The sequence below is a fragment of the Pseudomonas sp. DF5 genome, from assembly GCF_058148225.1.
This window is the reverse complement of record NZ_JBYVYM010000017.1, coordinates 45,650-70,765: the sequence shown is the minus strand read 5'-3', so window position 1 is coordinate 70,765 and position 25,116 is coordinate 45,650. Positions and strand designations below refer to the sequence as shown.

Annotated in this window: 22 protein-coding genes and 1 pseudogene; 15 read left to right on the top strand and 8 right to left on the bottom strand. The window is 60.1% G+C overall.

Annotated features, from left to right (window positions below; genetic code table 11):
- Positions 1-111: 111 nt before the first annotated feature.
- From dibA to AC30D7_RS17035, 6 genes are all read left to right on the top strand, one after another.
- Entirely contained in the window at positions 112-2,037 is a 1,926-nt protein-coding gene (gene dibA, locus AC30D7_RS17060) for a phosphodiesterase DibA (protein WP_490134847.1), read from the top strand.
- 154 nt (positions 2,038-2,191) lie between these two features.
- Entirely contained in the window at positions 2,192-2,374 is a 183-nt protein-coding gene (gene oscA / locus AC30D7_RS17055; RefSeq protein WP_205887037.1) for a sulfur starvation response protein OscA, read from the top strand.
- 140 nt (positions 2,375-2,514) lie between these two features.
- Positions 2,515-3,528, top strand: a complete 1,014-nt coding sequence (locus AC30D7_RS17050; protein ID WP_490134846.1) for a sulfate ABC transporter substrate-binding protein — start codon at positions 2,515-2,517, stop codon at positions 3,526-3,528.
- 215 nt (positions 3,529-3,743) lie between these two features.
- A complete protein-coding gene (gene cysT, locus AC30D7_RS17045; RefSeq protein WP_018929362.1) occupies positions 3,744-4,562 on the top strand; it encodes a sulfate ABC transporter permease subunit CysT in 819 nt (272 codons plus the stop codon).
- 13 nt (positions 4,563-4,575) lie between these two features.
- The gene (gene cysW, locus AC30D7_RS17040) at positions 4,576-5,445 is read left to right on the top strand and encodes a sulfate ABC transporter permease subunit CysW (protein WP_007941037.1); all 870 of its coding nucleotides are present in this window, start codon (positions 4,576-4,578) and stop codon (positions 5,443-5,445) included.
- Positions 5,446-5,448: 3 nt separating this feature from the next.
- Positions 5,449-6,438: a sulfate/molybdate ABC transporter ATP-binding protein gene (locus tag AC30D7_RS17035; RefSeq protein WP_253417299.1), complete on the top strand. Its 990-nt coding sequence runs from the start codon at positions 5,449-5,451 to the stop codon at positions 6,436-6,438.
- An 89-nt stretch (positions 6,439-6,527) separates the two neighbouring features.
- On the opposite strand, the gene AC30D7_RS17030 is transcribed toward AC30D7_RS17035, so the two are convergent.
- The gene (locus tag AC30D7_RS17030; protein ID WP_490134845.1) at positions 6,528-7,046 is read right to left on the bottom strand and encodes an Mpo1 family 2-hydroxy fatty acid dioxygenase; all 519 of its coding nucleotides are present in this window, start codon (positions 7,044-7,046) and stop codon (positions 6,528-6,530) included.
- Between the two features lie 84 nt (positions 7,047-7,130).
- Between AC30D7_RS17030 and AC30D7_RS17025 the strand changes: the two genes are divergently transcribed.
- Positions 7,131-7,817 (top strand): Crp/Fnr family transcriptional regulator, encoded by a 687-nt coding sequence (locus tag AC30D7_RS17025; RefSeq protein WP_490134844.1) that lies wholly within the window; start codon positions 7,131-7,133, stop codon positions 7,815-7,817.
- An 86-nt stretch (positions 7,818-7,903) separates the two neighbouring features.
- The gene (locus AC30D7_RS17020) at positions 7,904-8,269 is read left to right on the top strand and encodes a response regulator (protein WP_019581708.1); all 366 of its coding nucleotides are present in this window, start codon (positions 7,904-7,906) and stop codon (positions 8,267-8,269) included.
- Between the two features lie 70 nt (positions 8,270-8,339).
- On the opposite strand, the gene AC30D7_RS17015 is transcribed toward AC30D7_RS17020, so the two are convergent.
- On the bottom strand, positions 8,340-9,344 hold the full coding sequence (locus tag AC30D7_RS17015; protein WP_490134843.1) for an AraC family transcriptional regulator: 1,005 nt from the start codon (positions 9,342-9,344) through the stop codon (positions 8,340-8,342).
- Between the two features lie 100 nt (positions 9,345-9,444).
- Between AC30D7_RS17015 and AC30D7_RS17010 the strand changes: the two genes are divergently transcribed.
- The 4 genes from AC30D7_RS17010 to AC30D7_RS16995 all read left to right on the top strand — a co-directional run bounded on the left by AC30D7_RS17010 (position 9,445) and on the right by AC30D7_RS16995 (position 13,629).
- Complete coding sequence (locus AC30D7_RS17010) at positions 9,445-10,518, top strand: fatty acid desaturase (protein ID WP_490134842.1); 1,074 nt, start codon at positions 9,445-9,447, stop codon at positions 10,516-10,518.
- 491 nt (positions 10,519-11,009) lie between these two features.
- A complete protein-coding gene (locus AC30D7_RS17005; RefSeq protein WP_007941042.1) occupies positions 11,010-11,591 on the top strand; it encodes an alpha/beta hydrolase in 582 nt (193 codons plus the stop codon).
- A 59-nt stretch (positions 11,592-11,650) separates the two neighbouring features.
- Positions 11,651-12,583: a sigma 54-interacting transcriptional regulator gene (locus tag AC30D7_RS17000; RefSeq protein ID WP_490134841.1), complete on the top strand. Its 933-nt coding sequence runs from the start codon at positions 11,651-11,653 to the stop codon at positions 12,581-12,583.
- Positions 12,584-12,846: 263 nt separating this feature from the next.
- Positions 12,847-13,629, top strand: coding sequence for a MetQ/NlpA family ABC transporter substrate-binding protein (locus AC30D7_RS16995; protein ID WP_490134840.1), 783 nt, complete (start codon positions 12,847-12,849; stop codon positions 13,627-13,629).
- Positions 13,630-14,127: 498 nt separating this feature from the next.
- Here the strand turns inward: AC30D7_RS16995 and AC30D7_RS16990 are convergent, their stop codons facing one another.
- The gene (locus AC30D7_RS16990) at positions 14,128-15,324 is read right to left on the bottom strand and encodes an AAA family ATPase (protein WP_490134839.1); all 1,197 of its coding nucleotides are present in this window, start codon (positions 15,322-15,324) and stop codon (positions 14,128-14,130) included.
- Between the two features lie 160 nt (positions 15,325-15,484).
- Between AC30D7_RS16990 and AC30D7_RS16985 the strand changes: the two genes are divergently transcribed.
- From AC30D7_RS16985 to AC30D7_RS16975, 3 genes are read left to right on the top strand one after another with little or no spacing between them, the layout of a single operon-like run.
- Complete coding sequence (locus AC30D7_RS16985) at positions 15,485-16,588, top strand: efflux RND transporter periplasmic adaptor subunit (RefSeq protein WP_490134838.1); 1,104 nt, start codon at positions 15,485-15,487, stop codon at positions 16,586-16,588.
- The gene (locus AC30D7_RS16980; RefSeq protein ID WP_490134837.1) at positions 16,585-17,652 is read left to right on the top strand and encodes an efflux RND transporter periplasmic adaptor subunit; all 1,068 of its coding nucleotides are present in this window, start codon (positions 16,585-16,587) and stop codon (positions 17,650-17,652) included. The genes AC30D7_RS16985 and AC30D7_RS16980 overlap by 4 nt, the downstream gene beginning before the upstream one ends.
- The gene (locus AC30D7_RS16975) at positions 17,649-20,702 is read left to right on the top strand and encodes an efflux RND transporter permease subunit (protein ID WP_490134836.1); all 3,054 of its coding nucleotides are present in this window, start codon (positions 17,649-17,651) and stop codon (positions 20,700-20,702) included. Before AC30D7_RS16980 ends, AC30D7_RS16975 begins: the two co-directional genes overlap by 4 nt.
- Before the next feature lie 3 nt (positions 20,703-20,705).
- Here the strand turns inward: AC30D7_RS16975 and AC30D7_RS16970 are convergent, their stop codons facing one another.
- The 5 genes and pseudogenes from AC30D7_RS16970 to AC30D7_RS16950 all read right to left on the bottom strand — a co-directional run bounded on the left by AC30D7_RS16970 (position 20,706) and on the right by AC30D7_RS16950 (position 25,000).
- The gene (locus AC30D7_RS16970; RefSeq protein ID WP_490134835.1) at positions 20,706-21,335 is read right to left on the bottom strand and encodes a class I SAM-dependent methyltransferase; all 630 of its coding nucleotides are present in this window, start codon (positions 21,333-21,335) and stop codon (positions 20,706-20,708) included.
- A 196-nt stretch (positions 21,336-21,531) separates the two neighbouring features.
- Positions 21,532-21,889, bottom strand: a pseudogene (locus AC30D7_RS16965) (DUF6124 family protein).
- A gap of 543 nt (positions 21,890-22,432) precedes the next feature.
- Positions 22,433-23,077 (bottom strand): methionine ABC transporter permease, encoded by a 645-nt coding sequence (locus AC30D7_RS16960; RefSeq protein WP_490134834.1) that lies wholly within the window; start codon positions 23,075-23,077, stop codon positions 22,433-22,435.
- Positions 23,067-24,188, bottom strand: a complete 1,122-nt coding sequence (locus tag AC30D7_RS16955; protein WP_490134833.1) for a methionine ABC transporter ATP-binding protein — start codon at positions 24,186-24,188, stop codon at positions 23,067-23,069. Before AC30D7_RS16955 ends, AC30D7_RS16960 begins: the two co-directional genes overlap by 11 nt.
- A 2-nt stretch (positions 24,189-24,190) precedes the next feature.
- On the bottom strand, positions 24,191-25,000 hold the full coding sequence (locus AC30D7_RS16950; RefSeq protein ID WP_490134832.1) for a MetQ/NlpA family ABC transporter substrate-binding protein: 810 nt from the start codon (positions 24,998-25,000) through the stop codon (positions 24,191-24,193).
- Positions 25,001-25,116 lie beyond the last annotated feature (116 nt).

Here is a 25,116-nt window from a genome sequence, read left to right as displayed (position 1 = left end):
TGCATTATCACTAAGCCCACAGATAAAACCAGTCGCCCTTTCAGATAAGAGTGGCCGGATATTTCTTTAAACTATAATTCCAGCCTTTTTTGTAGGGACATGGACGCTCGAATGTCAGCCACATATCGCGATGCCTTGCGTGCAGCGCTGCTTTACCTGGTGCTTTCCGTAGTCTGGCTTCAGTTCAGTGGTTATTTATTGAACAGTTTCTTCGATAACTCCACCGACCTGTTGCGCTGGCAACTGATCAACGGTTATGCTTGGGTGGCCTTCAGTGCCGGGCTGATTTTCATCGCGCGGGCACGTTTGTTTCGCTGCTTGGGCGTCGGCGCCAAATTGCGGCAACGTAATGCTGAGCGGGAGCGTTTGCGTCAGGCGGCTGCGGTGTTCGATTGCACCCGCGAAGGGGTGCTGGTCACCAACAGCGACGGGCTGATCGTCCATGTGAACCGGGCGTTCATGGACATCACCGGTTACCAGCGCGAGGAAGTGCTGGGGCAGCGACCGAACATGTTCAAGTCGGGCCATCACCCGCCGGGTTTCTACCAGACGATGTTCGCCACACTCGACAGCCTGGGTGAGTGGAGCGGGGAAATCTGGAACCGTCGCAAAAGCGGCGAGATTTATCCGCAATGGCAGACGATCCGCCTCGTTCACGACGATGAGGGGCGGTTCAGCCAGTACGTTGCGGTGTTTTCCGATATCAGCGCGATCAAGAACTCCGAGCATGAGCTGACGCACCTGGCCCATCACGACCCGCTCACCGATCTGCCCAATCGCCTGCTGTTGACCGACCGTGCCGGGCAGGCCGTGGCCTCGGCGCAGGCGCATAAGCGCGGTTGTGCGTTGCTGATGATCGACCTCGATCACTTCAAATTGATCAACGACAGTCTTGGCCACAGCGTTGGTGACCAATTGCTCAAGGCTGTGGCTGAACGCTTGGGAGCCTTGTTCGGCGCGGGCATTACCCTGGCGCGGCTCAGTGGCGACGAATTTGCGGTGTTGGCTGAAAATTGCCCGCAACCGGGGCACGCTGCAGCATTGGCACAGCGGGTCGTCGATGGGCTCAAGGAGCCGTTCCAGATCGATGGGCATTCGTTATTCATCAACGCCAGTGTCGGCATCAGCCTGTTCCCCAGCGACGCCTTGAGCGCCGAGCAACTGTTGCGCAACGCCGACTCGGCGCTGTTCAAGGCCAAGAGCGCCGGCCGCGACGGTTATGCCCTCTATACCGAAGAGTTGACCGCACACGCCCAGCAACGCGTAGGAATTGCGTTCGAGTTGCGCCGAGCACTGGAGCAGCAGGAGCTGCGGGTTTATTACCAGCCCGTGCACGACCTCAAGACCAGCCGCCTGATCGGCGTCGAGGCGCTGGTGCGCTGGGAGCATCCACAGCGCGGGTTGGTGTCGCCGGCTGAATTCATCCCCATTGCCGAACGCACCGGGCTGATTGCCGAGATCGATGCCTGGGTCATGCGCCAGGCCTGTCAGCAGATGTGTCTGTGGCAAGCGGCGGGCGTGGTGTTGTCGTTTGTCGCGGTGAACGTTTCCTCGCGCCTGTTCGCCCGTCGTGAGTTGTATCAGCAGGTAGCTCAGGTGCTGCACGACACCGGGTTGGATCCGGCGTATCTGGAGCTGGAAGTCACTGAAAGCGCGGTGATGGAGGATCCGGAAGTGGCGTTGGAGCAAATGCATCGGTTGCGCGAGTTGGGCGTGCGGCTGGCCATCGATGACTTCGGCACGGGCTATTCGTCGTTGCTGCGGCTCAAGCGTTTGCCGGTGCAAAAGCTCAAGATCGATCAGGGATTCGTCGCAGGCTTGCCGGGTGACGAGGATGACGCGGCAATCGCACGGGTGATCGTTGCGCTGGCGCAGAGCATGGGGATGCAAGTGCATGCCGAGGGGATTGAACAGGTCGAGCAGGCGGCTTTCCTGCTCGAGCACGACTGCGATCTGGGGCAGGGCTACTGGTTTGGGCGGCCTGTACCGGCGGCTTCCTTGGATTGGGTTCGGGCGCCGGTGATTCTCCCGCGCTGATCGTTCCCATGCGGAGCATGGGAATGATCATTCTTCTGGTTATATAAACATTCTTAAATAGTATTTTTAAGAATATGTGCGCCTATCTACTATTGCTCCACGCCTTAAGCAGTGCCCGCCACTGCCAGGCATATCTCATTAAAGGAGCAGCACCATGAGCGCATCCCTACGCAGTGTTGACGGGCAGGACGAAGCCACCATTTTGCGTGAAATCCAGAGTGCCCTGCGCGATCTGCGCTTTGGCGCTGTGGAGATCACCGTGCACAACGCACAGGTGGTCCAGATCGAACGCAAAGAGAAATTCCGTTTGCAGCATCCGGCCAATAAGTCGAGCTAAAAGATCGCAGCCTGCGGCGGCTCCGACAGAAGCACGCAATCTCCCGTAGAAGCTGCCGAAGGCTGCGATCTTTTGTACGGGCAACCCGTTCCAGACCATAAGAAAAAGCCACCACACCAAGAATTCCAGGAGCTTTCACCATGTCGTCGATTCGCCATTTTGCGTTGGCCGCCCTGGCCAGTGCCCTTTTTGCTGGTTCTGCGGTTGCCAAGGATTACGAACTGCTCAACGTGTCGTATGACCCGACCCGCGAGCTGTATCAGGACTACAACGCCGAGTTCATCAACTTCTGGAAGAAAGACCACGCTGGCGACAACGTGAAGATCCAGCAGTCCCACGGTGGTTCAGGCAAGCAGGGCCGTGCGGTGATCGACGGTCTGCGGGCCGACGTGGTGACCCTGGCCCTGGCCGGTGACATCGACGAAATCGCCAAGCTCGGCAAGAGTCTGCCGGCTGACTGGCAGAACCGTCTGCCGGAAGCGAGCACGCCTTACACCTCGACCATCGTGTTCCTGGTGCGCAAGGGCAACCCGAAAGGCATCAAGGACTGGGGCGACTTGACCAAGAATGGCGTGGAAGTCATCACCCCGAACCCGAAAACCTCCGGCGGTGCACGCTGGAACTTCCTCGCGGCCTGGGCCTATGGCCTGAAAGCCAATGGCGGTAACGAAGCCAAGGCCAAAGAGTATGTGCAGACCCTGTTCAAACACGTGCCAGTGCTGGACACCGGTGCTCGTGGTTCGACCATCACCTTCGTCAACAACGGCCAGGGCGACGTGTTGCTGGCCTGGGAAAACGAAGCTTTCCTGGCCTTGAAAGAAGACGGCGGCGCCGACAAGTTCGACATCGTCGTGCCTTCGCTATCGATCCTTGCCGAGCCACCGGTGGCCGTGGTCGACAAGAACGCCGAGAAAAAGGGCAACACCGAAATCGCCGAAGCGTACCTCAAGCACCTGTACAGCCCGGCCGGCCAGGAAATTGCGGCGAAAAACTTCTATCGTCCACGTGACAAGGACGTAGCCGCCAAGTACGCCAAACAGTTCCCGACCCTGGAACTGGTGACCATCGACAAGGACTTCGGCGGCTGGAAAACCGCCCAGCCGAAGTTCTTCAATGACGGTGGCGTGTTCGACCAGATTTACCAGGCGCAGTAGCCTGAAATAGATCAGCCAACGGGGCTAATGCCAGTCAGTTAAGGATAAATCGGATCTGTAGGAGCCAGGCTTGCCGGCGAAAGCGCACTTAAGGACGCCTTCGCCGGCAAGCCTGGCTCCTACGAAGAGCGGTTTGCTCGCTTAACTGACGGGCATTGGCCAACGGGCCCCGATTTCACCGTCGGGGCTTAGCGCCTTCTCAACCAAGGACTTTTATGTCGCGTCGTATCTCCCCCGTCATACCCGGCTTCGGGCTGACGCTGGGCTACACCTTGGTGTACCTCAGCCTGATTGTGCTCATTCCACTGGCGGCGATGTTTGTGCATGCCGCTCAACTGACCTGGGACCAGTTCTGGGCAATCATCTCGGCACCTCGGGTGCTGGCCGCGTTGAAGCTGAGCTTCGGCACCGCGTTGTACGCCGCGATCATCAACGGCGTGATCGGCACGCTGCTGGCCTGGGTGCTGGTGCGCTACACCTTCCCGGGGCGCAAAGTCATCGATGCGATGATCGATCTGCCCTTCGCATTGCCCACTGCCGTGGCCGGTATCGCGTTGACCGCGCTGTACACCCCCACCGGCCTGGTGGGTCAGTTCGCGGCGGACCTGGGTTTCAAGATCGCGTATACCCCCCTCGGCATCACCCTGGCGCTGACTTTTGTAACACTTCCATTCGTAGTACGTACGGTACAGCCTGTACTGGCCGATATCCCCCGTGAAGTGGAGGAGGCGGCGGCGTGCCTGGGGGCAAATCCGTTGCAGGTTTTCCGCCATATTCTGATGCCGGCACTGCTCCCGGCCTGGTTGACCGGTTTCGCCTTGGCCTTTGCCCGTGGGGTCGGCGAGTACGGTTCGGTGATTTTCATCGCCGGCAATATGCCGATGAAAACCGAAATTCTGCCGCTGCTGATCATGGTCAAACTCGACCAGTACGATTACACCGGCGCCACCTCCATTGGTGTACTGATGCTGGTGGTTTCCTTTGTCCTGTTGCTGCTGATCAACTTGTTGCAGCGGCGCATCGAAACCCCATAAGGAGGCGCGAAAAATGTCCCAATCGTCTATTGCAGCGGCCTCCTCGAACGCTGCCCGCCGTGGCAGTGCCGCTTCGCGGCGAATCCTCATCGGTCTCGGCTGGCTGATTTTTGCGCTGTTTCTGTTGTTGCCGCTGTTCATCGTGGTGTCCCAGGGTCTGAAGCTGGGCCTGGGTGCGTTCTTCACCGCGATCTTTGAGCCGGACGCGTTGTCGGCCCTGAAACTCACGGTGATTGCAGTGCTGATTTCGGTGCCGCTGAACCTGGTGTTCGGTGTCAGCGCAGCGTGGTGCGTGAGCAAATACTCGTTCCGTGGCAAGAGCATGCTGGTGACCCTGATCGACCTGCCGTTCTCGGTGTCGCCGGTGATCGCAGGTCTGGTCTATGTGCTGATGTTCGGCGCCCAGGGGCTGTTCGGCCCGTGGTTGCAGGACCACGACATCCAGATCGTCTTCGCGTTGCCGGGCATCGTGTTGGCGACGATTTTCGTCACTGTGCCGTTCGTGGCCCGTGAACTGATCCCGCTGATGCAGGAACAAGGCACCCAGGAAGAGGAGGCCGCGCGCCTGCTCGGCGCCAATGGTTGGCAGATGTTCTGGCACGTCACCGTGCCCAATATCAAATGGGGCCTGATCTACGGCGTGGTGCTGTGTACCGCGCGGGCCATGGGTGAGTTCGGGGCGGTGTCGGTGGTGTCCGGGCACATTCGCGGGGTGACCAACACCTTGCCGCTGCACGTCGAGATTCTCTACAACGAATACAACCACGTGGCCGCGTTCGCCGTGGCGAGCCTGTTGCTGATCCTGGCGCTCTTCATCCTGCTGCTCAAGCAGTGGAGCGAAAACCGTATTAACCGCCTGCGCGCCAGCGCCGCGGAGGAATAAGTCATGTCGATCGAAGTGCGTAACGTCAGCAAGAACTTCCACGCGTTCAAGGCGCTGGACAACATCAGCCTGGACATTCAAAGCGGCGAACTCGTGGCGCTGCTGGGGCCGTCCGGCTGCGGCAAGACCACGTTGCTGCGAATCATCGCCGGCCTGGAAACCCCGGATCAGGGCAACATCGTGTTCCACGGCGAAGACGTTTCCGGCCACGACGTGCGTGATCGCAACGTCGGTTTCGTGTTCCAGCACTACGCCTTGTTCCGCCATATGACGGTGTTCGACAACGTTGCGTTCGGCTTGCGTATGAAGCCGAAAAACCAGCGTCCGAACGAAAGCCAGATCGCGGCGAAAGTCCACGAACTGCTGAACATGGTGCAACTGGACTGGTTGGCCGATCGCTACCCGGAACAACTCTCCGGCGGCCAGCGTCAGCGTATCGCGTTGGCCCGCGCCCTGGCGGTGGAGCCGAAAGTGCTGCTGCTCGACGAGCCTTTTGGCGCGCTCGACGCCAAGGTCCGTAAAGAACTGCGTCGCTGGCTCGCGCGGTTGCACGAGGACATCAACCTGACCTCGGTATTCGTGACCCACGACCAGGAAGAGGCGATGGAAGTTGCCGACCGGATCGTGGTGATGAACAAGGGTGTGATCGAGCAGATCGGTTCACCGGGCGACGTCTACGAAAATCCGGCCAGCGATTTCGTCTATCACTTCCTCGGCGATTCGAACCGTCTGCATTTGGGCGAAGACCGGCACGTACTGTTCCGTCCACACGAAGTGTCGCTGTCGCGGCATGAACTGGAAGACCACCACGCCGCTGAAGTGCGGGATATTCGTCCGTTGGGCGCGACGACTCGGGTGACATTGAAAGTCGAAGGCCAGAGTGAACTGATCGAAGCTGAAGTGGTGAAGGATCACGACAGCCTGGTTGGATTGGCGAAGGGTGAGACGTTGTTCTTCAAACCGAAGGTCTGGCAGAAAGTCGCCAACCTCTAAAGCAAAAGCATCGCGGGCAAGCCCGCTCCCACAGGGGATTTGTGAACGACACAGATCACTGTGGGAGCGGGCTCGCCCGCGATGGCGTCCTACGCTGCTGCGTTTTTCTGACGCAAACGCACACCACCCACCCGCGCCTCGATCTGTTCTTTGAGTTCATGCCGCATCCCGAGCAAAAACGCCAACTCAGCCACCACAAACAATGGCCCGACAATCAACCCCGTCACATCATCGACAAACGCCGGTTTGCGCCCCTCGTAATGATGACCGACAAACTGAATCGCCCAGCCCACCACAAACATCCCGAGGCCGGTGCTAAGCCAGGCGAGGGTGCTCTGCAGTGCAAGCTCATGCCCCAGCCAGACCGACAGGCCCAGCAATACCGTCATCAGCACCCCCAGCCGCAGTTCCAGGCGCAGGTAAAACCAGGCCGACACCAGTGACACCAGAACTGCCGGTGACAGCCAGCCCCCGGCCCATTGCGGACGCGACAGCAGCACGGCCACCGCCACCACGATCAGCGGAATGCCCACGAAGTGGCTGGCGATATTGCGCGGGTCGCGGTGGTAAGCGGCGTATTGACTGAGATGGTCAACGAGGCTTTTCATTGTTATTCCTCCTGTAGGGTGATTGATGATGCCCCGGGTTCATCTCTCGCTCTGTCAGCCAGGCGACAATCTCCAGGAGTTTTCATGGACATGCAGGTTTGGCGTTCGCGCCTGGATACGGGGCAATGGTTCAGTCATGTACCTGTTTCCTTACAGGATAGTCTGCTGGCAATCGCCCGGATTCGGCGCCTATCGCCGGGGCAGCGGCTGTTCAAGCGCGGCGATCCGCCGTGCGGGTTGTATGCGGTGCTTGAAGGTTCGGTGCGCATTGGCGCAGTGAGCGAGCAGGGCAAGGAGGCGCTGCTGAGTCTGGTGGAACCGCCGCACTGGTTCGGCGAAATCTGCCTGTTCGATGGTCAGCCGCGAACCCACGACGCGTTCGGCACAGGTCATTGCATCCTGTTGCACATCCCGCAAACGGCGCTGCTGGCATTGCTCGACGAACACCCGGCGTACTGGCGGCAACTGGCGTTGTTGATGAGCCACAAATTGCGCCTGACCTTTATCAACCTCGAGCAGCTGAGCCTGATGCCGGCCCCGGCGCGCCTGGCCCATCGCTTGCTGATGATTGCCGAGGGCTATGGTGAAATCGACCTGCCGCGCCGTGTTCTGCAACTGCCGCAGGAGCAACTGGCGTCGATGCTGTCGCTGTCGCGCCAGACCACCAACCAGATCCTCAAGGACTTGCAGGGGCAGGGGATTCTGAATCTCAGGTATGGCGAGATCGAGATTCTGGATGCGCAGCGGTTGCGGGCGTTGGCGGTTGTTTGACGTGCACCTGCAGGCGCTGTCGATTTTATTGATGGGCTTTGTCCACGAACGCGCCTAGCCTGTGAAGACGACAATCGAGGTGTGCCATGCGTGTGCTGTTAGTGGAAGACGAGCCCGAGACCGCCAGCCTCCTGGCCAAAGGCCTGAGCGAAGCGAGTTATGCGGTGGATGTAGCGCTCAATGGCATGGACGGCCGGCGCTTTATCGAATCTGGCGAATATGAATTGATCATCCTCGATGTGATGCTGCCGGGGCTCAACGGCTGGCAGTTGCTGCAGCAAATCCGCAAGCTCGGCGATACGCCGGTGCTGTTGCTCACCACCACGGACGGCATCGAGGACCGGCTGCGCGGGTTGGAGCTGCATGAGGATGATTACCTGCTCAAGCCGTTTACCGTCAGCGAGCTGGTGAAGCGGGTGCGCAAGCTGTTGCGGCGAGATCGGGGGCGGTAGCAGTAGCGGTTTCAGTGGTGCTTGAGAAATTGCGATGGGGCCAGAAATCTCAACGCTCCTTGCGGATCTATTACCGCAACCCATCCCGAAACTGCCCCGGCGTCATCCCCGTCCAGCGCTTGAACGCGCGGCTGAAGCTGCTGGTGTCGGCGAATCCCAATAGATAACTGACCTCGCTCAACGAGCATTGCGGGTCGCGCAGGTGCAGCAGCGCCAGGTTTTCCCGACTTTCGTTGAGCAGCGTATCGAACCGACAACCTTCGTCCGCCAGGTGCCGTTGCAGGCTGCGCAAGCTCAAGTGCAGGGCTTCGGCGATGCGATCGGCCGACGGTTCGCCCTCAGGCAGTTGCTCTTCAATGGCGTCGCGAACCTTGCGCTCCCAGGTCAGGGGCTTGAGTTGCGCCAGGGTGCGTTTGAGCACGGTTTCGTTGTGTTCGGCCAGTTCCGGATTGGCGTCGTCCAGGTGACTGTCGAAGTCCGACAGGGCGAATTCCAGTCGATCTTCCTCGGCGGCGAAATACACCGGCGAACGGAACACTTTGTGCCATTGATGCGGGTCGGCAGGTTCCGGACGGCGCAGATAAACCGCCAGCGGCGCGTAGTCACGGCCCAGCCGGTTCCGGCAGGTGCGCACGTAAATTGCCGCGAAGGCGTCGATGGCTTCGAAGGCTGGCGCGGGGTTGCCCTGGGGGATTTTCAGGCGGAAGCGGTAGCGATCCTCGGCGCGGGTCAACTCCAGGTCCAGCGCATCGCTGACCACCTGGTGATAACGCACGATGCGCTCGAACACTTCCCGCAAGCTGCCGCTGGCCACCAACGCATAACCGAGCGCATGAAACGTGGTCGGGCTGACAAACCGCGACACCCGCAAGCCAATCGCCGGGTCGCCGCTGACCTGCACCGCGATTTCCCACAGGCGCGTGGTGGCGGACAACGGGTAACGGGCGTTCGGGTCGTCCATCAACCGTGGGTCGAGCCCCGCCTGTTGGCACAGGGCGGTGCTGTCGAGGCCCAGCGCATCGAGCTGCTTGCGCAGGGCGCGGGTCCAGCTGGCGAGGGAGGTCGGTTCAGTCATGTCGATTGGCGCGTCCGGTCAACAGGTTGGCGTTCACGGCTACCGCTGTGTGCAGCATCACAGGGCAGGATGCGAACATCAATAACCAGAGGATGGAAGCATGGACGGTACTTCTGCAAGTCCCCAGCGACTGAATGCAGCACAGCGATCAGCGCATATTCGCCAAGTGGTATTGGCCAAGGGCGCTGAATTGCGTCGGCGCTACCCGATTCTCAACCATCAGGACGCCTTGGGCGCCGGCATTCTGGCCTTCGCCCTGGCCGGGATGATCGGTTCGGCGGCGCTGTACATCACCGGCTATATGGCTTGGTGGGTATGCCTGTTGCTCAACGCATTTTTCGCCTCGCTGACCCATGAACTCGAACACGACCTGATCCACAGCATGTACTTTCGTAAACAACGAGTGCCGCACAACCTGATGATGGGCCTGGTGTGGCTGGCGCGACCGAGCACGATCAACCCGTGGATCCGCCGTCATTTGCACCTCAACCACCATAAGGTGTCCGGCACCGAAGCCGACATGGAAGAACGGGCGATCACCAACGGTGAGCGCTGGGGTTTTGCGCGGCTGTTGATGGTTGGCGACAACGTGATGTCGGCGCTTATCCGCATGCTGCGTGCCAAGACCTGGGCGCACAAGTTCAGCATCCTCAAGCGCTCCCTGAAAGTTTACGCACCGCTGGCGCTGATGCATTGGGGGGCGTGGTATGTGTTCCTCGGTTTTCACGCCGCCAACGGCATCGCGCATCTATCGGGGGTGCCCATCGAATGGTCGGCGACGACATTGGCGATGATGCAAGTGATCGACATCGCCGCCGTGGTGATCATCGGCCCGAACGTGTTGCGCACGTTCTGCCTGCACTTTGTCAGCTCGAACATGCACTACTACGGTGACGTCGAGCCGGGGAATGTGATTCAGCAGACCCAAGTGTTGAACCCGTGGTGGATGTGGCCGTTGCAGGCGTTCTGCTTCAACTTCGGCAGCAGCCACGGGATCCATCATTTTGTGGTGAAGGAACCGTTTTACATCCGCCAGATGACCGTGCCGGTGGCGCATGAGGTGATGCGTGAGATGGGGGTTCGGTTCAATGATTTCGGGACGTTTGCACGGGCGAACCGATTTGCGCACAAGGCGACCACAGAACCCCGACAGGTACATGCCGCTCAGGTTTGAGCAATGCACCCGGAAACTCAAAGGTGAAAAACGCTCGTCATCAATTTGACCCAAAGGGACGCTACGTTGTGACGCAAGCAGCGAGGGTTCGGCGATTGTCGAAGATGATTCGTATATGCGATTTAGGCCTAATAAAGTAATTAAATATTCCTTTATTGGATAACCGATTTCGCCAATCATCGGCTTCAGGATTGTTGATCAGCGCAAACAGATTTTGAGTTTCCGGGGCCGTCTCCTTGGCAGGGTGCGGCTCCTTTTTTATTTCGGGTGTCAAACACCAATCCCCTGTGGGAGCGGGCTTGCTCGCGAAGGCGGCGTGGCAGTCGACATAGATGTTGGATGTGCGGCCCTCTTCGTGAGCAAGCCCGCGCCCACAGGGGATCTGTTTTATATTCGATATAGATCTTAATAAATAGCTTCTTATTCCTTAACGTGCATAGCTCTCCTCCCTATACTCGATCACGAACAGACACGCAGCAGGAGAGCTCCCCATGCGCAACGAATCAATTCGCTATCTGATTGTGCCGGGCTGGCAAGGATCGCCAGAAGATCATTGGCAAACCCACTGGCAGAACAGCCTGCCAAACAGCGCGCGGGTGGAGCAGGCCGACTGGCTGACACCCCGTCGTGAAGATTGGGTCGCGGCGTTGGCCGAGGCAATTGCCGCCGACAGCACGCCTGTAATCCTGATCGCCCATAGCCTGGGTTGCATCACCGTCGCGCATTGGGCAGCTACTGCGCCGCTGCAATTCTTGCGTCAAGTGCGCGGCGCCTTGCTGGTCGCGCCGGCGGACGTCGAGCGCCCGGCCTGTGCGCCGGCCCTGCGCAACTTTGCGCCGATCCCGAGCCATTTGCTGCCGTTCCCGAGCCAGGTCGTCAGCTCCGACAATGACGCCGCCGTCAGCGCGCCACGTGCGCTTGAACTGGCGCGTCAGTGGGGCGCCGAGGCGGGGATTTTATCGGGGGCCGGGCACATCAATGTGAAGTCCGGTCACCGGCGCTGGGAGCAGGGTTTTGCCTACCTTTATCGGTTGCAGAATCGCATGGAACAACACGCCCTGCGTCGCGCTTGAACCCTTTCCTTTCATAGAGTCGCCCCCCGTCTCCCGGCGGTTTTGGGCGGGAGTCTGCCATGAGTTTGCATGAAACTTTCGGTCAGCCATTGCTGACCTTTCCCGACGCGGAAAAAAGCCCGCTGAGCATCCGTGCCAAGGCGCTGGTGTTTGTCGATCCACGTTCCCGGCAGTTGCGTCAGGAGCTGGAACAACTGGCGCCACGGTCGATCTCGGTGTTGATTCGCGGTGAAACCGGCAGCGGCAAGGAACTGCTGGCACGGCACATCCATCGCGCCAGTGATCGTGGCGGGTTGTTCGTGTCTGTCAATTGCGGGGCGATCAGCCCGACTTACGCCGATGCTGAATTGTTCGGCTATGCCGCCGGCAGTTACAGCGGTTCGGCCAGCAGTCGTGCCGGCTGGTTCGGCTCGGCCAACGGCGGCACTCTGTACCTGGACGAGATCGGCGACTTGCCGCTGCCGATTCAGATCAAATTGCTCGCGGCCCTGGAAAACCACGAAGTCACTCGTGTCGGTGCGCACCAGCCGAGCCCGGTGGACGTGCGTCTGGTGGCGGCCACCAGCATCGATCTGGCCCAGGCGGTGGCGGCCGGAAAATTCCATGAGCGGCTTTATCACTACCTCAGCGAGGGCCAGCTCGAACTGCCGGCATTGCGTGAACGGGTGGGTGATATTTTGTCGCTGGCTGAATATTTTCTTGGCATCTACAGCCAACGCCTCGACCTGCCGGTGCCACTGATCAGCGAAGCCGCGCAGCAGCTGCTGGAACAGCACAGTTGGCCGGGCAACACCCGGGAGCTGGAGAACGTCATTCACTTTGCGCTGTTAGTGAGTACTGGCGATGAGATTTTGCCGGAGCATTTGAATCTGCCCGAGGCGCCGGCATCGTTGCTACAGATCGAGCAGCAACTGAAAAAAATCCTCGGCAGCGGCTCCGCCGCCGAAAAAGAGGCCTTGAAAGACCTGCTCAAAACCACGGGGCTTCTGTAGGAGCGAAGCTTGCTCGCGACAGCGGTGTGCCAGGCAATATTGATGTCGGCTGACACTCCCTCTTCGCGGGCAAGCCTCGCTCCTACAGGGTCGTTCGTGGATTGGACTGTATGAACAAAATGGAATATGAAAGTGAATAAAAGATATTGTTCGGGAATAAAAAATCCCGGTATTGTCCGCGTCACGCCAGCGATAGCACTTCACTGGCACCTAAACATTTAGCCGTCGTCGATGACGACCGTGATTTTCGATAAGGACACTGCATGAAAAAGGTTCTGTTGTTCACCGCATTGGCGGCTGCCCTGACCGCGGGCCTGGCCCAGGCCGGCGAGAAACTGGTGGTTGCGGCGACGCCGATTCCACATGCCGAGATTCTTGAACTGATCAAGCCAACCCTCGCCAAAGAAGGCGTGGACCTGGAGATCAAAGTCTTCACCGACTACGTTCAGCCGAACGTGCAGGTCGACCAGAAGCGTCTGGACGCCAACTATTTCCAGACCCTGCCGTACCTGAAAAGCTTCAACGAAGGCAAAGGCACGAACCTGGTGACTGTGATCGGCGTGCACGTCGAACCGTTCGGCGGCTACTCGAAGAAAGTCAAATCCCTGGCTGAGCTGAAGGACGGCGCAACCATCGCCATCCCGAACGAAGGCAGCAACAGCGGCCGTGCCCTGATCCTGCTGCAGAAGGCTGGCCTGATCGAGTTGAAAGACCCGAAAAACGCTTTGGCCACCCCGAAAGACATCGCCAAGAACCCGCACAACTTCAAGTTCAAGGAACTGGAATCGGCCATGCTGCCGCGTGTTCTGGATCAGGTCGATCTGGACATGATCAACACCAACTACGCGCTGGACGCGGGCCTGAACCCGGCTAAAGACGCGCTGGTGATCGAAGGTGCCGATTCGCCTTACGTGAACTTCCTGGTGGCACGTCCGGACAACAAGGACAGCGTGGCCATCCAGAAACTGGCCAAGGCCCTGACCAGCCCGGAAGTGAAGGCGTTCATCGACAAGAAATACAGCGGCGCGGTACTGCCGGCGTTCTGATTCACCGCCGTCTCGAACCCCTCAAAGTTTCAAACGCCGACGGCTACTACAGCGTCGGCGTTTTTTATTGGGGTGTGTTTCACCTGTGGCGAGGGGCTTTTGTGGCGAGGGGGCTTGCCCCCTCGTCACCGCAAGTCCCCAGCCACAGGGAACCTGCTCTCGGTCTATGCCTCTCTGGCCTCCAACGCTCTGCGCAACGCCACCAGCCATTTCACGATGTCCTGCGGATCCAGCCGCGGCGACACTTTTACGTCAGCCATGTTCTCTTCCTTGTGATGGTTCGGCCGGGGGAGTCTGGCCAAAAGCTGTACGTCCTTGGAGGGGTATTTCGAAAAAAAGATCCTTCCTACAGCGCAAAGGAAAATAGCTCACGACGTCTCTGGTGTTCTGCATGCTTTACCAGCAGCAGGCTCGCCGCCCACAGGTATCGGATGTTGTGTTCGTCGAAGATCCCCTGTGGGAGTGAGCCAGCTCGCGATTGGATTTATGAGACGCCGGTTAATCCGGCCAATACCACGCCGGTTCATCCAGCATCCGCTGCCCGACCATCCCGGTCTGGCCGAAGTTTTTTTCCAGCACAATGCAATTGCATTCCGGATCCTGCTGCAACGCTGAGATCAAGCGCCGCGCATGGGACACCACCCACACCTGGCACTGTTCGGACGCTCGAATAATCAACCGTGCCAATGCCGGCAACAAGTCCGGGTGCAGGCTGGTTTCCGGCTCGTTCAGCACCATCAGCGTCGGCGGTCGGGGCGTCAGCAATGCCGCGACCAGCAGCAGATAGCGCAACGTCCCGTCCGATAGCTCGGCGGCGGACAATGGGCGCAACAACCCTTCTTGATAAAACTCGATCGCAAACCGTCCCCCCTGCAACGGCTCGATGCTCAGCCGCGCGCTGGGAAAGGCATCGCTGATAGCCGCCTGCAATGCTTCGGGATCGCCGATTTCGATGATGGTCTGCAAGGCTGCCGCCAGGTCGCGACCGTCGTGGTGCAGCACTGGCGTGCGGGTGCCGAGTTGCGGTTGGCGAACCGGTGCGTCGGCGTCACTGCGAAAGTGATCGTAGAAGCGCCAGCGACGGATGAACTCGCGCAATTCCAGAACCTCTGGCGAAGAACGCAAGCTGCCGACCTGATCGAACAGGCTGTCGAAATTCGGCGTGTGCTGAGCCAGTACATCCCAGCTGCGATTGGCTCGGGCACGGATCATCGGGCCGTCGCGATCCACCAGCAGGCTGGCCGGACGATAAATCGGCCCGGCCCAGACGCATTCACGCTTGATTTGCGGGTCGAGGTTGAAGCGTGACGGAATAGGTGAGCTGTGTTCAGGCAGCATGAAGTGGCCGTTGGAATCGGGCAGCCCGAGGCTGATCGAATAGCTGAAGTCCTCACCGGCAAACCCCAGCCGCAGTCGTTTGACGCCGTGTCTCACCGTTGCCTCGACTGGGACTTCACCATTGCGCATGCGTCGGGTGATGTTTTCCGGCCCGGCCCAGAACGTCGAATCCAGCCCACCCTCACGGGCCAACGCATTGACGACTCCGCCCTGAGCGGTTTCCGCCAACAGCCGCAAGGCGCGGTAGAGGTTGGATTTGCCACTGCCGTTGGGGCCGGTGATCAGGTTCAACCGGCCAAGCGGAATCACCAATTTATTGATCGAGCGGTAATTGGCCACCGCGAGGGTTTTGAGCATGAGTTCCTCATTGATCGCAGTGAGTCCATGGCGGTGTTCCCATGCAAAGCCATGGGAACGATCGATGGAGTATAAGGATCGCTCGTGCAGACGTGGAACCCTGTTCTAAGCTCACACTCGTATCGTCGCGGGCACGCCCGTACAACGCAAAGGAGTCTGCATGGTAGGTCTCGGATTGAAGTTGATGGTTGGCCTGAGCCTCTTCGCCTTGCTGACTGCCTGTGGCGATAAGAAGCCTGTCGAGAAGGACCGACCGCGAGTCTTCGTGCAAGAGGTCAAGCCTACCGATTACGCGGCGGCGGTGACCCTCACCGGCGATGTCCAGGCGCGAGTCCAGACCGAGTTGTCGTTCCGCGTGGGCGGCAAGATCATCCAGCGTATGGTCGATGTCGGTGACCGGGTTTCGGCCAGACAAGTGCTGGCCAGGCTCGACCCGAAAGACCTGCAAACCACTGTCGACTCGGCCCAGGCCCAGGTCGTTGCCGAACAGGCGCGGGTCAAACAAACCGCCGCAGCCTTCGTTCGCCAGGAAAAACTCCTGCCCAAGGGCTACACCAGCCAGAGCGAATACGACTCCGCACAAGCGGCCTTGCGCAGCAGCCAGAGCGCATTGACTGCTGCTCAAGCGCAATTGGCCAACGCCCGTGATCAACTGAGCTACACGGCGTTGATTGCCGACGCACCCGGCGTGATTACCGCGCGGCAGGCCGAAGTCGGCCAGGTGGTGCAGGCCACGGTGCCGATTTTCAGCCTGGCCCGGGACGGCGAGCGTGACGCGGTGTTCAACGTTTACGAATCGCTGCTGGCGGAGCCTCCGTCGGACAGATCAATTGTGGTCAGCCTGCTCGACAATCCGAAAATCAAGACCACGGGCACCGTTCGCGAAGTCACGCCAGCGGTGTCCGCACAGACGGGAACGGTGCAAGTCAAAGTCAGCCTCGACAGGCTCCCTGAGGGCATGCAACTCGGGTCGGTAGTGAGCGCCACCGCCAAGCCTGTGGGCAAAACCGCGGTGGAGCTGCCCTGGGCGGCCCTGACCAAAAACCTCAGCGACCCGGCCGTGTGGTTGGTGGACGCCGAGGGCAAGGCGCAGTTGCACACCGTCACCGTCGGCCGTTACCTGACCGGCAAAGTCATCGTCAGCGCCGGCCTCACCGGTGGCGAAAAAGTCGTCACCGCGGGCGGCCAGTTGCTGCACCCGGGCGTGCGGGTCGAGATCGTCGAAAACACCTCTCAGACCCCAGCGACGGGAGCCCAACCATGAAGCGCCTGTTGCTGTTGTCCGCCGCCGTGTTGCTGGGTGCCTGTTCCAAGGAAGAAGCTCCGCCAGAACCGGTTCGGCCGGTGTTGTCCATGAAGGTGCAAGCACTCGATCAAGAGAACCTCGGCCGGTTCGCCGGCAGCATTCAGGCCCGCTACGAAAGCAACATCGGGTTCCGGGTGCCGGGGCGTATCGCCAGCCGTAACGTCGATGTCGGCGCCGAAGTGCAGAAGGGCGCCTTGCTCGCTACCCTCGACCCCACCGATCAGCAAAACCAGTTGCGTTCGGCTCAAGGCGATCTGGCCCGTGTCCAGGCGCAACTGATCAACGCCCAGGCCAATGCCCGGCGTCAGCAGGAGTTGTTCAATCGCGGGGTCGGCGCGCAGGCGCAACTGGATATCGCCCAGACCGACCTGAAAACCACCCAGGCGTCCCTCGAACAAGCCAGGGCCGCGGTCAATCAGGCGCAGGACCAACTCAACTACGTCGAACTGCGCACCGACCACAAAGCCATCGTCACTGCGTGGAACGCCGAAGCCGGGCAAGTGGTGACCGCCGGCCAGCAAGTGGTGACTCTGGCGCAGCCGGACATCAAGGAAGCAGTGATCGACCTGCCCGATACTCTGGTCGATCAGTTGCCGGACGACGTGGTGTTCCAGGTCGCCTCACAACTGGACCCGAGCATCAGCAGCACCGCCATCGTGCGCGAAATCGAACCCCAGGCCCAAAGCGCGACCCGTACCCGTCGCACCCGCCTGAGCCTGACCGATACACCACCGGGCTTTCGTCTCGGCACCGCGATCAGCGTGACCCTCAGTTCCGCGATCAAGCCACGCCTCGAACTGCCGGTGAGCGCACTCCAGGAAGTCGACGGCAAACTGCGGATCTGGGTCGTCGATCCACAAACGCAAACCGTGGCGCCACGGGAGGTCAGCCTGATCAGCCGGACCGACGACACGGTCGTCCTGGCCAACGGCGTGAAGTCCGGCGAGCGGGTGGTCAGTGCTGGTGTGAACAGTCTCAAACCGGGGCAGAAAGTGAAAATCGACGAGGACAGCCCGCAATGAAAGGGAGTTTCAACTTATCCGAATGGGCCCTCAAGCATCAGTCGTTTGTCTGGTATTTGATGTTCGTCGCGTTGCTGATGGGCGTGTTCTCGTACCTGAACCTGGGCCGCGAAGAAGACCCGTCGTTCACCATCAAAACCATGGTGATCCAGACCCGCTGGCCCGGCGCGACCCAGGAGGAAACCCTCAAGCAGGTCACTGACCGGATCGAAAAAAAGCTCGAAGAACTCGACTCGCTCGATTACGTGAAAAGCTACACCCGACCCGGTGAATCAACAGTTTTCGTGAACCTGCTCGACACCACCAGCGGCAAGGACATTCCGCAAATCTGGTACCAGGTGCGCAAGAAAATCAACGACATCCGCGGCGACTTCCCGGCGGGCCTGCAAGGGCCGGGCTTCAACGATGAGTTCGGCGACGTGTTCGGTTCGGTGTATGCCTTTACCTCCGACGGCCTGTCGATGCGCCAGTTGCGCGACTACGTGGAACAGGTGCGTGCCGAGATCCGTGAAGTCCCGGGGTTGGGCAAGGTCGAGATGATCGGCGAGCAGGATGAAGTCTTTTACCTGAACTTCTCCCCCCGCAAACTCGCCGCCCTCGGCATCGATAGGCGTCAGGTGGTGCAGAGCCTGCAATCGCAGAACGCCGTGACCCCGGCGGGGGTGATCGAAGCCGGTCCGGAGCGGATTTCGGTGCGCACCTCAGGGCAGTTCGTCTCTGAGAAAGATTTGGCCAACGTCAACCTGAAGCTCAACGACCGCTTCTACCGCCTGGCTGATATCGCCGACATCAGCCGTGGTTACGTCGACCCGGCCACCCCGGAGTTTCGCTTCAACGGCCAGCCGGCCATTGGCCTGGCGATCGCCATGAAGAAGGGCGGCAACATTCAGGACTTTGGCAAGGCGCTGCACCTGCGCATGGACGAGCTGACGGCCGACCTGCCGGTGGGTGTTGGCGTGCACAACGTTTCCGACCAGGCCAGCGTGGTGGAAGAAGCCGTCGGCGGCTTCACCAGTGCCTTGTTCGAGGCGGTGGTGATCGTGCTGATCGTCAGCTTCGTCAGTCTCGGCGTGCGCGCTGGGCTGGTGGTAGCGTGTTCGATTCCGTTGGTGCTGGCGATGGTCTTCCTGTTCATGGAATACAGCGGCATCACCATGCAGCGGATTTCCCTCGGTGCATTGATCATCGCCCTCGGCCTGCTGGTGGACGACGCGATGATCACGGTGGAGATGATGGTCACGCGCCTGGAAATGGGCGAAACCAAAGAGCAAGCGGCCACCTTCGCCTACACCTCGACCGCGTTCCCGATGCTCACCGGCACGCTGGTCACTGTCGCCGGTTTCGTGCCGATCGGCTTGAACGCCAGCTCCGCCGGTGAGTACACCTTCACGCTGTTCGCGGTGATCGCGGTGGCCATGTTGGTGTCATGGGTCGTCGCCGTGCTGTTCGCCCCGGTGCTTGGGGTGCATATCCTGAGCGCCAAGGTGAAACCCCACGATACGGAGCCTGGGCGCATCGGCCGGGCGTTCAATGGCGGCCTGCTCTGGGCCATGCGCAATCGCTGGTGGGCCATCGGTATCACCGTGGCGCTGTTCGTGCTCTCGGTGTTTTCCATGCAGTTCGTGCAGAACCAGTTCTTCCCGTCCTCGGACCGCCCGGAAATCCTGGTCGACCTGAACCTGCCGCAAAACGCCTCAATTGCCGAAACCCGCGAAGCCGTGGACAGGCTCGAGGCGACGCTCAAGGGCGACCCGGACATCGTGCGCTGGAGCACCTACATCGGCGAGGGCGCGATCCGTTTCTACCTGCCGCTCGACCAGCAATTGCAGAACCCGTACTACGCACAACTGGTGATCGTCAGCAAAGGCCTGGAATCGCGCACGGCGCTGACTGCGCGTTTGCAAAAGCGCCTGCGCGAGGAGTTCGTCGGTATCGGCAGTTACGTCCAGGCTCTGGAAATGGGCCCGCCGGTGGGGCGGCCGATTCAGTACCGGGTCAGCGGCAAGGACATCGATCAGGTGCGCAAACACGCGATTGCCCTGGCCACCGAACTGGATAAAAACTCGCACATCGGCGAGATCATTTACGACTGGAACGAGCCGGGCAAAGTCCTGCGCATCGACATCGCGCAAGACAAGGTGCGGCAACTGGGGCTGTCGTCGGAAGACGTGGCGAACCTGATGAACGGCATCGTCGTCGGCACGCCGGTGACGCAGGTCGATGACGATATCTACCTGATCAACGTGGTCGGTCGCGCTGAAGATGCCGAGCGCGGCAGCCCGGAAACTTTGCAGAACTTGCAGATCGTCACCCCCGGCGGCACTTCGATACCGCTGCTGGCGTTTGCCACGGTGCGCTACGAACTGGAGCAACCGCTGGTGTGGCGTCGTGACCGCAAACCGACCATCACCATCAAGGCTGCGGTGCGCGACGAGATTCAACCGACCGACCTGGTGAAGCAGCTGCAACCGGACATCGACAAATTCGCCGCCGGTTTACCGGTGGGCTACAAAGTCGCCACTGGCGGCACGGTGGAGGAGAGCGGCAAGGCCCAGGGGCCGATTGCCAAGGTGGTGCCGTTGATGCTGTTTTTGATGGCGACCTTCCTGATGATCCAGTTGCACAGCGTGCAGAAGCTGTTCCTGGTGGCCAGCGTCGCACCGCTCGGCTTGATCGGCGTGGTGCTGGCGCTGATCCCGACCGGCACGCCGATGGGCTTCGTGGCGATCCTCGGGATTCTGGCGCTGATCGGCATCATCATCCGCAACTCGGTGATCCTTGTGACCCAGATCGACGCCCTCGAGAAGGACGGCTATACGCCGTGGGACGCGGTGCTGCACGCCACGGAACACCGTCGCCGACCGATCCTGTTGACGGCTGCGGCGGCGAGCATGGGGATGATCCCGATTGCCCGGGAAGTGTTCTGGGGGCCAATGGCCTACGCAATGATTGGCGGGATCATCATCGCCACCTTGCTGACGCTGCTGTTTTTGCCGGCGCTGTACGTGGCCTGGTACAAGGTACGCGAGCCGAAGAAACAAGCGCCGTAACGATCAGTCGGCTCGACGCCAAACGCTGGCCAACCAAGGCTGCTGCTCCCGCGGCAGCCCCGCCGGCCGGTAGTAATGCTCAAGCTCCACAAACCCCGCCTCGGTCAGCATTTGTTGCCACGCCGCCAGGTCGTAATACGCCCCATACCGTGATCCGTTCCAGCCTTCCTGATTCTCGCCACGGGGATTGGAACTGAACAACACACCGCCCGGCTTCAACGCCGCGCGCAGTTGCTTCAACACCCTGGGCAACTCCTGACTCGGGACATGAAACAGCACCGCATTGGCAAAAATCCCGTCGAAGCGCTCGGCCGGCAGATCGAGTTTCAGGAAGTCCTGCTGCCAGACCTCACACCCGCTGTCGTCCCGGGCCATCTGCGCAAGCTTTTCCGAACCGTCGAGCCCGATGGCGATGTGGCCCAGGCGGGTGAAGGTTTTCAGGTCGCGGCCAGGACCGCAGCCAAAGTCGAGAATGCTGAAGGGCGCCTCACCCTGAATATGCCGCAGCAGGGCATCGATGTTCTGGCTGACATCGTGATCGCGAGTACCTTCACGGAAGTCTTCAGCCACCGCGTTGTAATGGCCCAGGGTGGTGGAGGTGATCTGCTCCAGGTCGGCGGGAGTCTGTTTCATGGTTGGCTACGTAGGCAATGGGGATGTGTCGAATATACGCCATGAAGCCGGGGGCTGCTGCGCAGCCATTCGCGAGCAAGCCCGCTCCCACACTGGATCGCGTCGAACACAAATTCTATGTTCACCGAAGATCAACTGTGGGAGCGGGCTTGCTCGCGAAAGCGGTATCACTGGCAACCGATGACTTCAGCCAGACTCAACTCTGTTTCATCCCCAGACATTCAATGGACCGATCAACCATCGCCTTGGCAATCTCCAGCAAATGCCAAATGGAAAATACCAATGCCCTGTCGGAGCCTTTGAGGTGGTCACCACACTGATAAGCCGTGGCCGACGCACAGCGCAACAGATCCGCCACATAGAGCTGGGCGTCTTCGAAGCTCACGTCTTTGCTGACGTTGTAGAAGCGCAGTTCATCCGGGGCCGGAAGGTTGCTTGCCGGTGAGGTGGAAATCGATCGCACGGTAAAGCGCGGAACGGTCCTTGAGCAGGTCGTCGGTAAAGGCTTTGTTGGAGGATGTATCGTGAGGTGGATCGGGGATGGATCTTTCCATGAGTGTTGCTCCTATTGCTGCATGGGAGCCGTCACTTTTCGCCTACTAAACGATGGGGTGGCGGCTGTACGCAGGTTAGTAGGCCGGTCAATAGGAAAACCGGTGCGCCCGAAGGTGCCCTACGCACAGCCACCATATTCAGCATCCGACAAAAAGTGCCAGACATGAGCATGAACCGCTATGCGCCTATTGATCCGGGCTACTAAACCCGATCACTGATGAGCAGTGACGAACCGAGACTAGCCACTCGATTTGGAAGGCGCAAGCGAGCGGAATGATCTAGGAAATGTCCTGCAAATGAAAGGGATCGGGCCTGCTGGCACTCTGATTTTCCTGTGCGAAAAATTCCCTTCTGGAGTGGGTCATTAACTGTGGCAGCGGTGCTTTTGTGGCGAGGGAGCTTGCTCCCGCTGGGCTGCGAAGCAGCCCCAAAGCCATTCCATGAGGTGGGTCAGATAAACCGGGGGGGCAGGTTTTGCGATTGCTGCGCAATCGAGCGGGAGCAAGCTCCCTCGCCACAAAAGCCTGCGACCTCCACCATGCTTAGCGCTTGTTGAGACCCCGAGCCAACCGATCCCCACCCAACTGAATTACCGCCACCAACACCACCAGCAACACAATCACCGTCAACATGATCTGGCTGTCAAACCGCTGATACCCATACCGATAAGCAATGTCGCCCAACCCACCAGCGCCAATCGCCCCGGCCATGGCCGAGGAGTTGATCATGGTCACCAAGGTAATGGTGAAGCCACCGACAATCCCCGGCAGCGCTTCGGGCAGCAGCACATGCCAGACGATATGCCAGCGTCGGCAGCCCATCGCCTGCGCCGCTTCGATCAACCCATGGTCGACCTCGCGCAAACTGACCTCGGCAATGCGTGCAAAGAACGGCGTGGCGGCGATGGTCAGCGGCACCACCGCCGCCCAAACGCCATAGGTGGTGCCGACGATCAACCGGGTAAACGGAATCAGCGCCACCATCAAAATCAGAAACGGAATCGAGCGGAACAGGTTCACGAACGCGCCCAGTGCACGGTTCAGCGCCGGTGCTTCGTAGATCCCGCCCTTGGCGCTGGTGATCAGAATCACCGCCAGCGGAATCCCCGCCAGCAGCGCAATCAGCGACGACACGCCGACCATCAGGAAGGTGTCGATGAAACCTTGCAGCAACCGATCAAACCACATAACCCAGCACCTCCACCTGTTGCGCCCAATGACTGGCGCGCTGACGCAATTCCTCGGCGCCGAGGGACGAACCGGTCACCGCCAGCAGCCATTGCCCCAGCGCATGGCCCTGAATCCGTTCCACGCCCCCTTGCAGCAAACGCACGCGGCCACCGAGGGCGCTGAACAGCGCCGCCAGGTCTGGCTCGTCGCGGGTATTGCCGGTGAATTGCAAGCGCAGCACCACGGCGGCGTCCGAAGACTGCGGCTGTGCCCGCAAGCGGCTTTGCAGTTCTTCCGGCAGGCCGTGCTGCAGCGGCGCGAGCAAGGCCTTGCTGACCTCGTGCTGTGGATTGCCGAACACTTCCCAGACCGGCCCTTGCTCGACGATTCGCCCGTGTTCCAGCACCACGACCCGATCACAGATATCGCGGATCACCGCCATCTCATGGGTGATCAGCACGATGGTCAGGCCCAGACGCTGATTGATCTCGCGCAGCAGGCCGAGGATCGATTGGGTGGTCTCTGGGTCGAGGGCCGAAGTGGCCTCGTCGCACAGCAGAATTTCCGGGTCATGCACCAACGCACGGGCGATGCCGACACGTTGTTTCTGCCCGCCGGAAAGCTGCGCCGGATAAGCCTTGTGCTTGCCTTGCAGGCCCACCAGTTCCAGCAATTCACGGACCTTCTGCTCGCGTTTTTCCTTGGGTACACCCGCGACTTTCAGCGGCAACTCGACGTTCTGCCAAACCGTCTTGGCCGACATCAGATTGAAGTGCTGGAAGATCATGCCGATGCGCCGACGCAGCGCCACCAGGCGGTCTTCATCGAACTCGCCGATGTCCACCTGATCGATTAGCACTCGCCCGCTACTCGGTTGTTCGAGGCGGTTGATGGTGCGGATCAGCGACGACTTGCCGGCGCCGCTACGCCCGATGATGCCGAACACTTCGCCGCGTTGGATTGCCAGGTCGATACCGTGCAGGGCCGCCACCGGACCTTGCTGGCCATTGTAGGTTTTGCCCAAGCTGACGAAGCGCACGTGGGCGCGGTTCAGCTCGGGGTGCAGCTCGGTGCGTTCAGCACTGTGTGGCTCTGGAGTCTCCAGTCGCCGTTGGATGGCAGCCGTCATGCTCAGCTTTCCCAGCCGGCTTGATAGAGCTTGCCGTGGGCCTTATCCAGCGCTGCGCGAACCGCTGGCGAGTGCTGATAGATGTCGACGAATTTGATCAGCCGTGGGTCGGTTTTGCTTTTCGGCTGGATCACGAACTGGATCACGTATTCCTTGTGATCGAGACCGTCGAACAGCAGCGCGGAGCTGGCATCGAAGGTCTTCGACAGGCGGATGTAGGCCGGATAACCCTGGACCAGATCGGCGTCGTCATAAGCGCGCACCAGTTGCACGGCTTCGACCTGGAGGATTTTGATTTTCTTCGGGTTGGCGATGATGTCTTCTTCGGTGGCCTTGTAGCCGACGCCCGGTTTGAGGGTGATCAACCCGGCCTTGGCCAACAGTTGCAGACCGCGACCGCTGTTTATCGGGTCGTTGGCGATGGCCACGCTGGCGCCTTCGGGCAACTCGTCGAAGCTTTTGTATTTTTTCGAATAGAGGCCGACGTTGTTGATGATGCCCGGGGCGAACGGCACCAGGTCAAAACCGGCAGCGGCCTTGGCGTTTTCCAGGAACGGGATGTGCTGGAAATAGTTCACGTCGATATCACCCGAGGCGAGGCTGACGTTGGGAGCGATCCAGTCGCTGAACTCCACGAGTTCGACTTTCAGGCCTTGTTTGCTGGCCTCTTCTACGGCGGCTTCCAGCGGAATGGCGAAGGCGGCGGTGGTGCCGATCTTCAACGGCGCGTCGGCGGCGAAGGTGACGGAACTGAAGAGGCCGAGGGCCAGGGCCAGTGCTTTGACTGGGTGGGATAAGAGTTTTTTGGTCATGATGATTTTCCAGTCAATTGTTTAATGTGCATGCTTTTGTGGCGAGGGAGCTTGCTCCCGCTGGGCTGCGAAGCGGCCCCAAAGCCATTCAATGAGTTCAGTCAGTTGAAACTCGC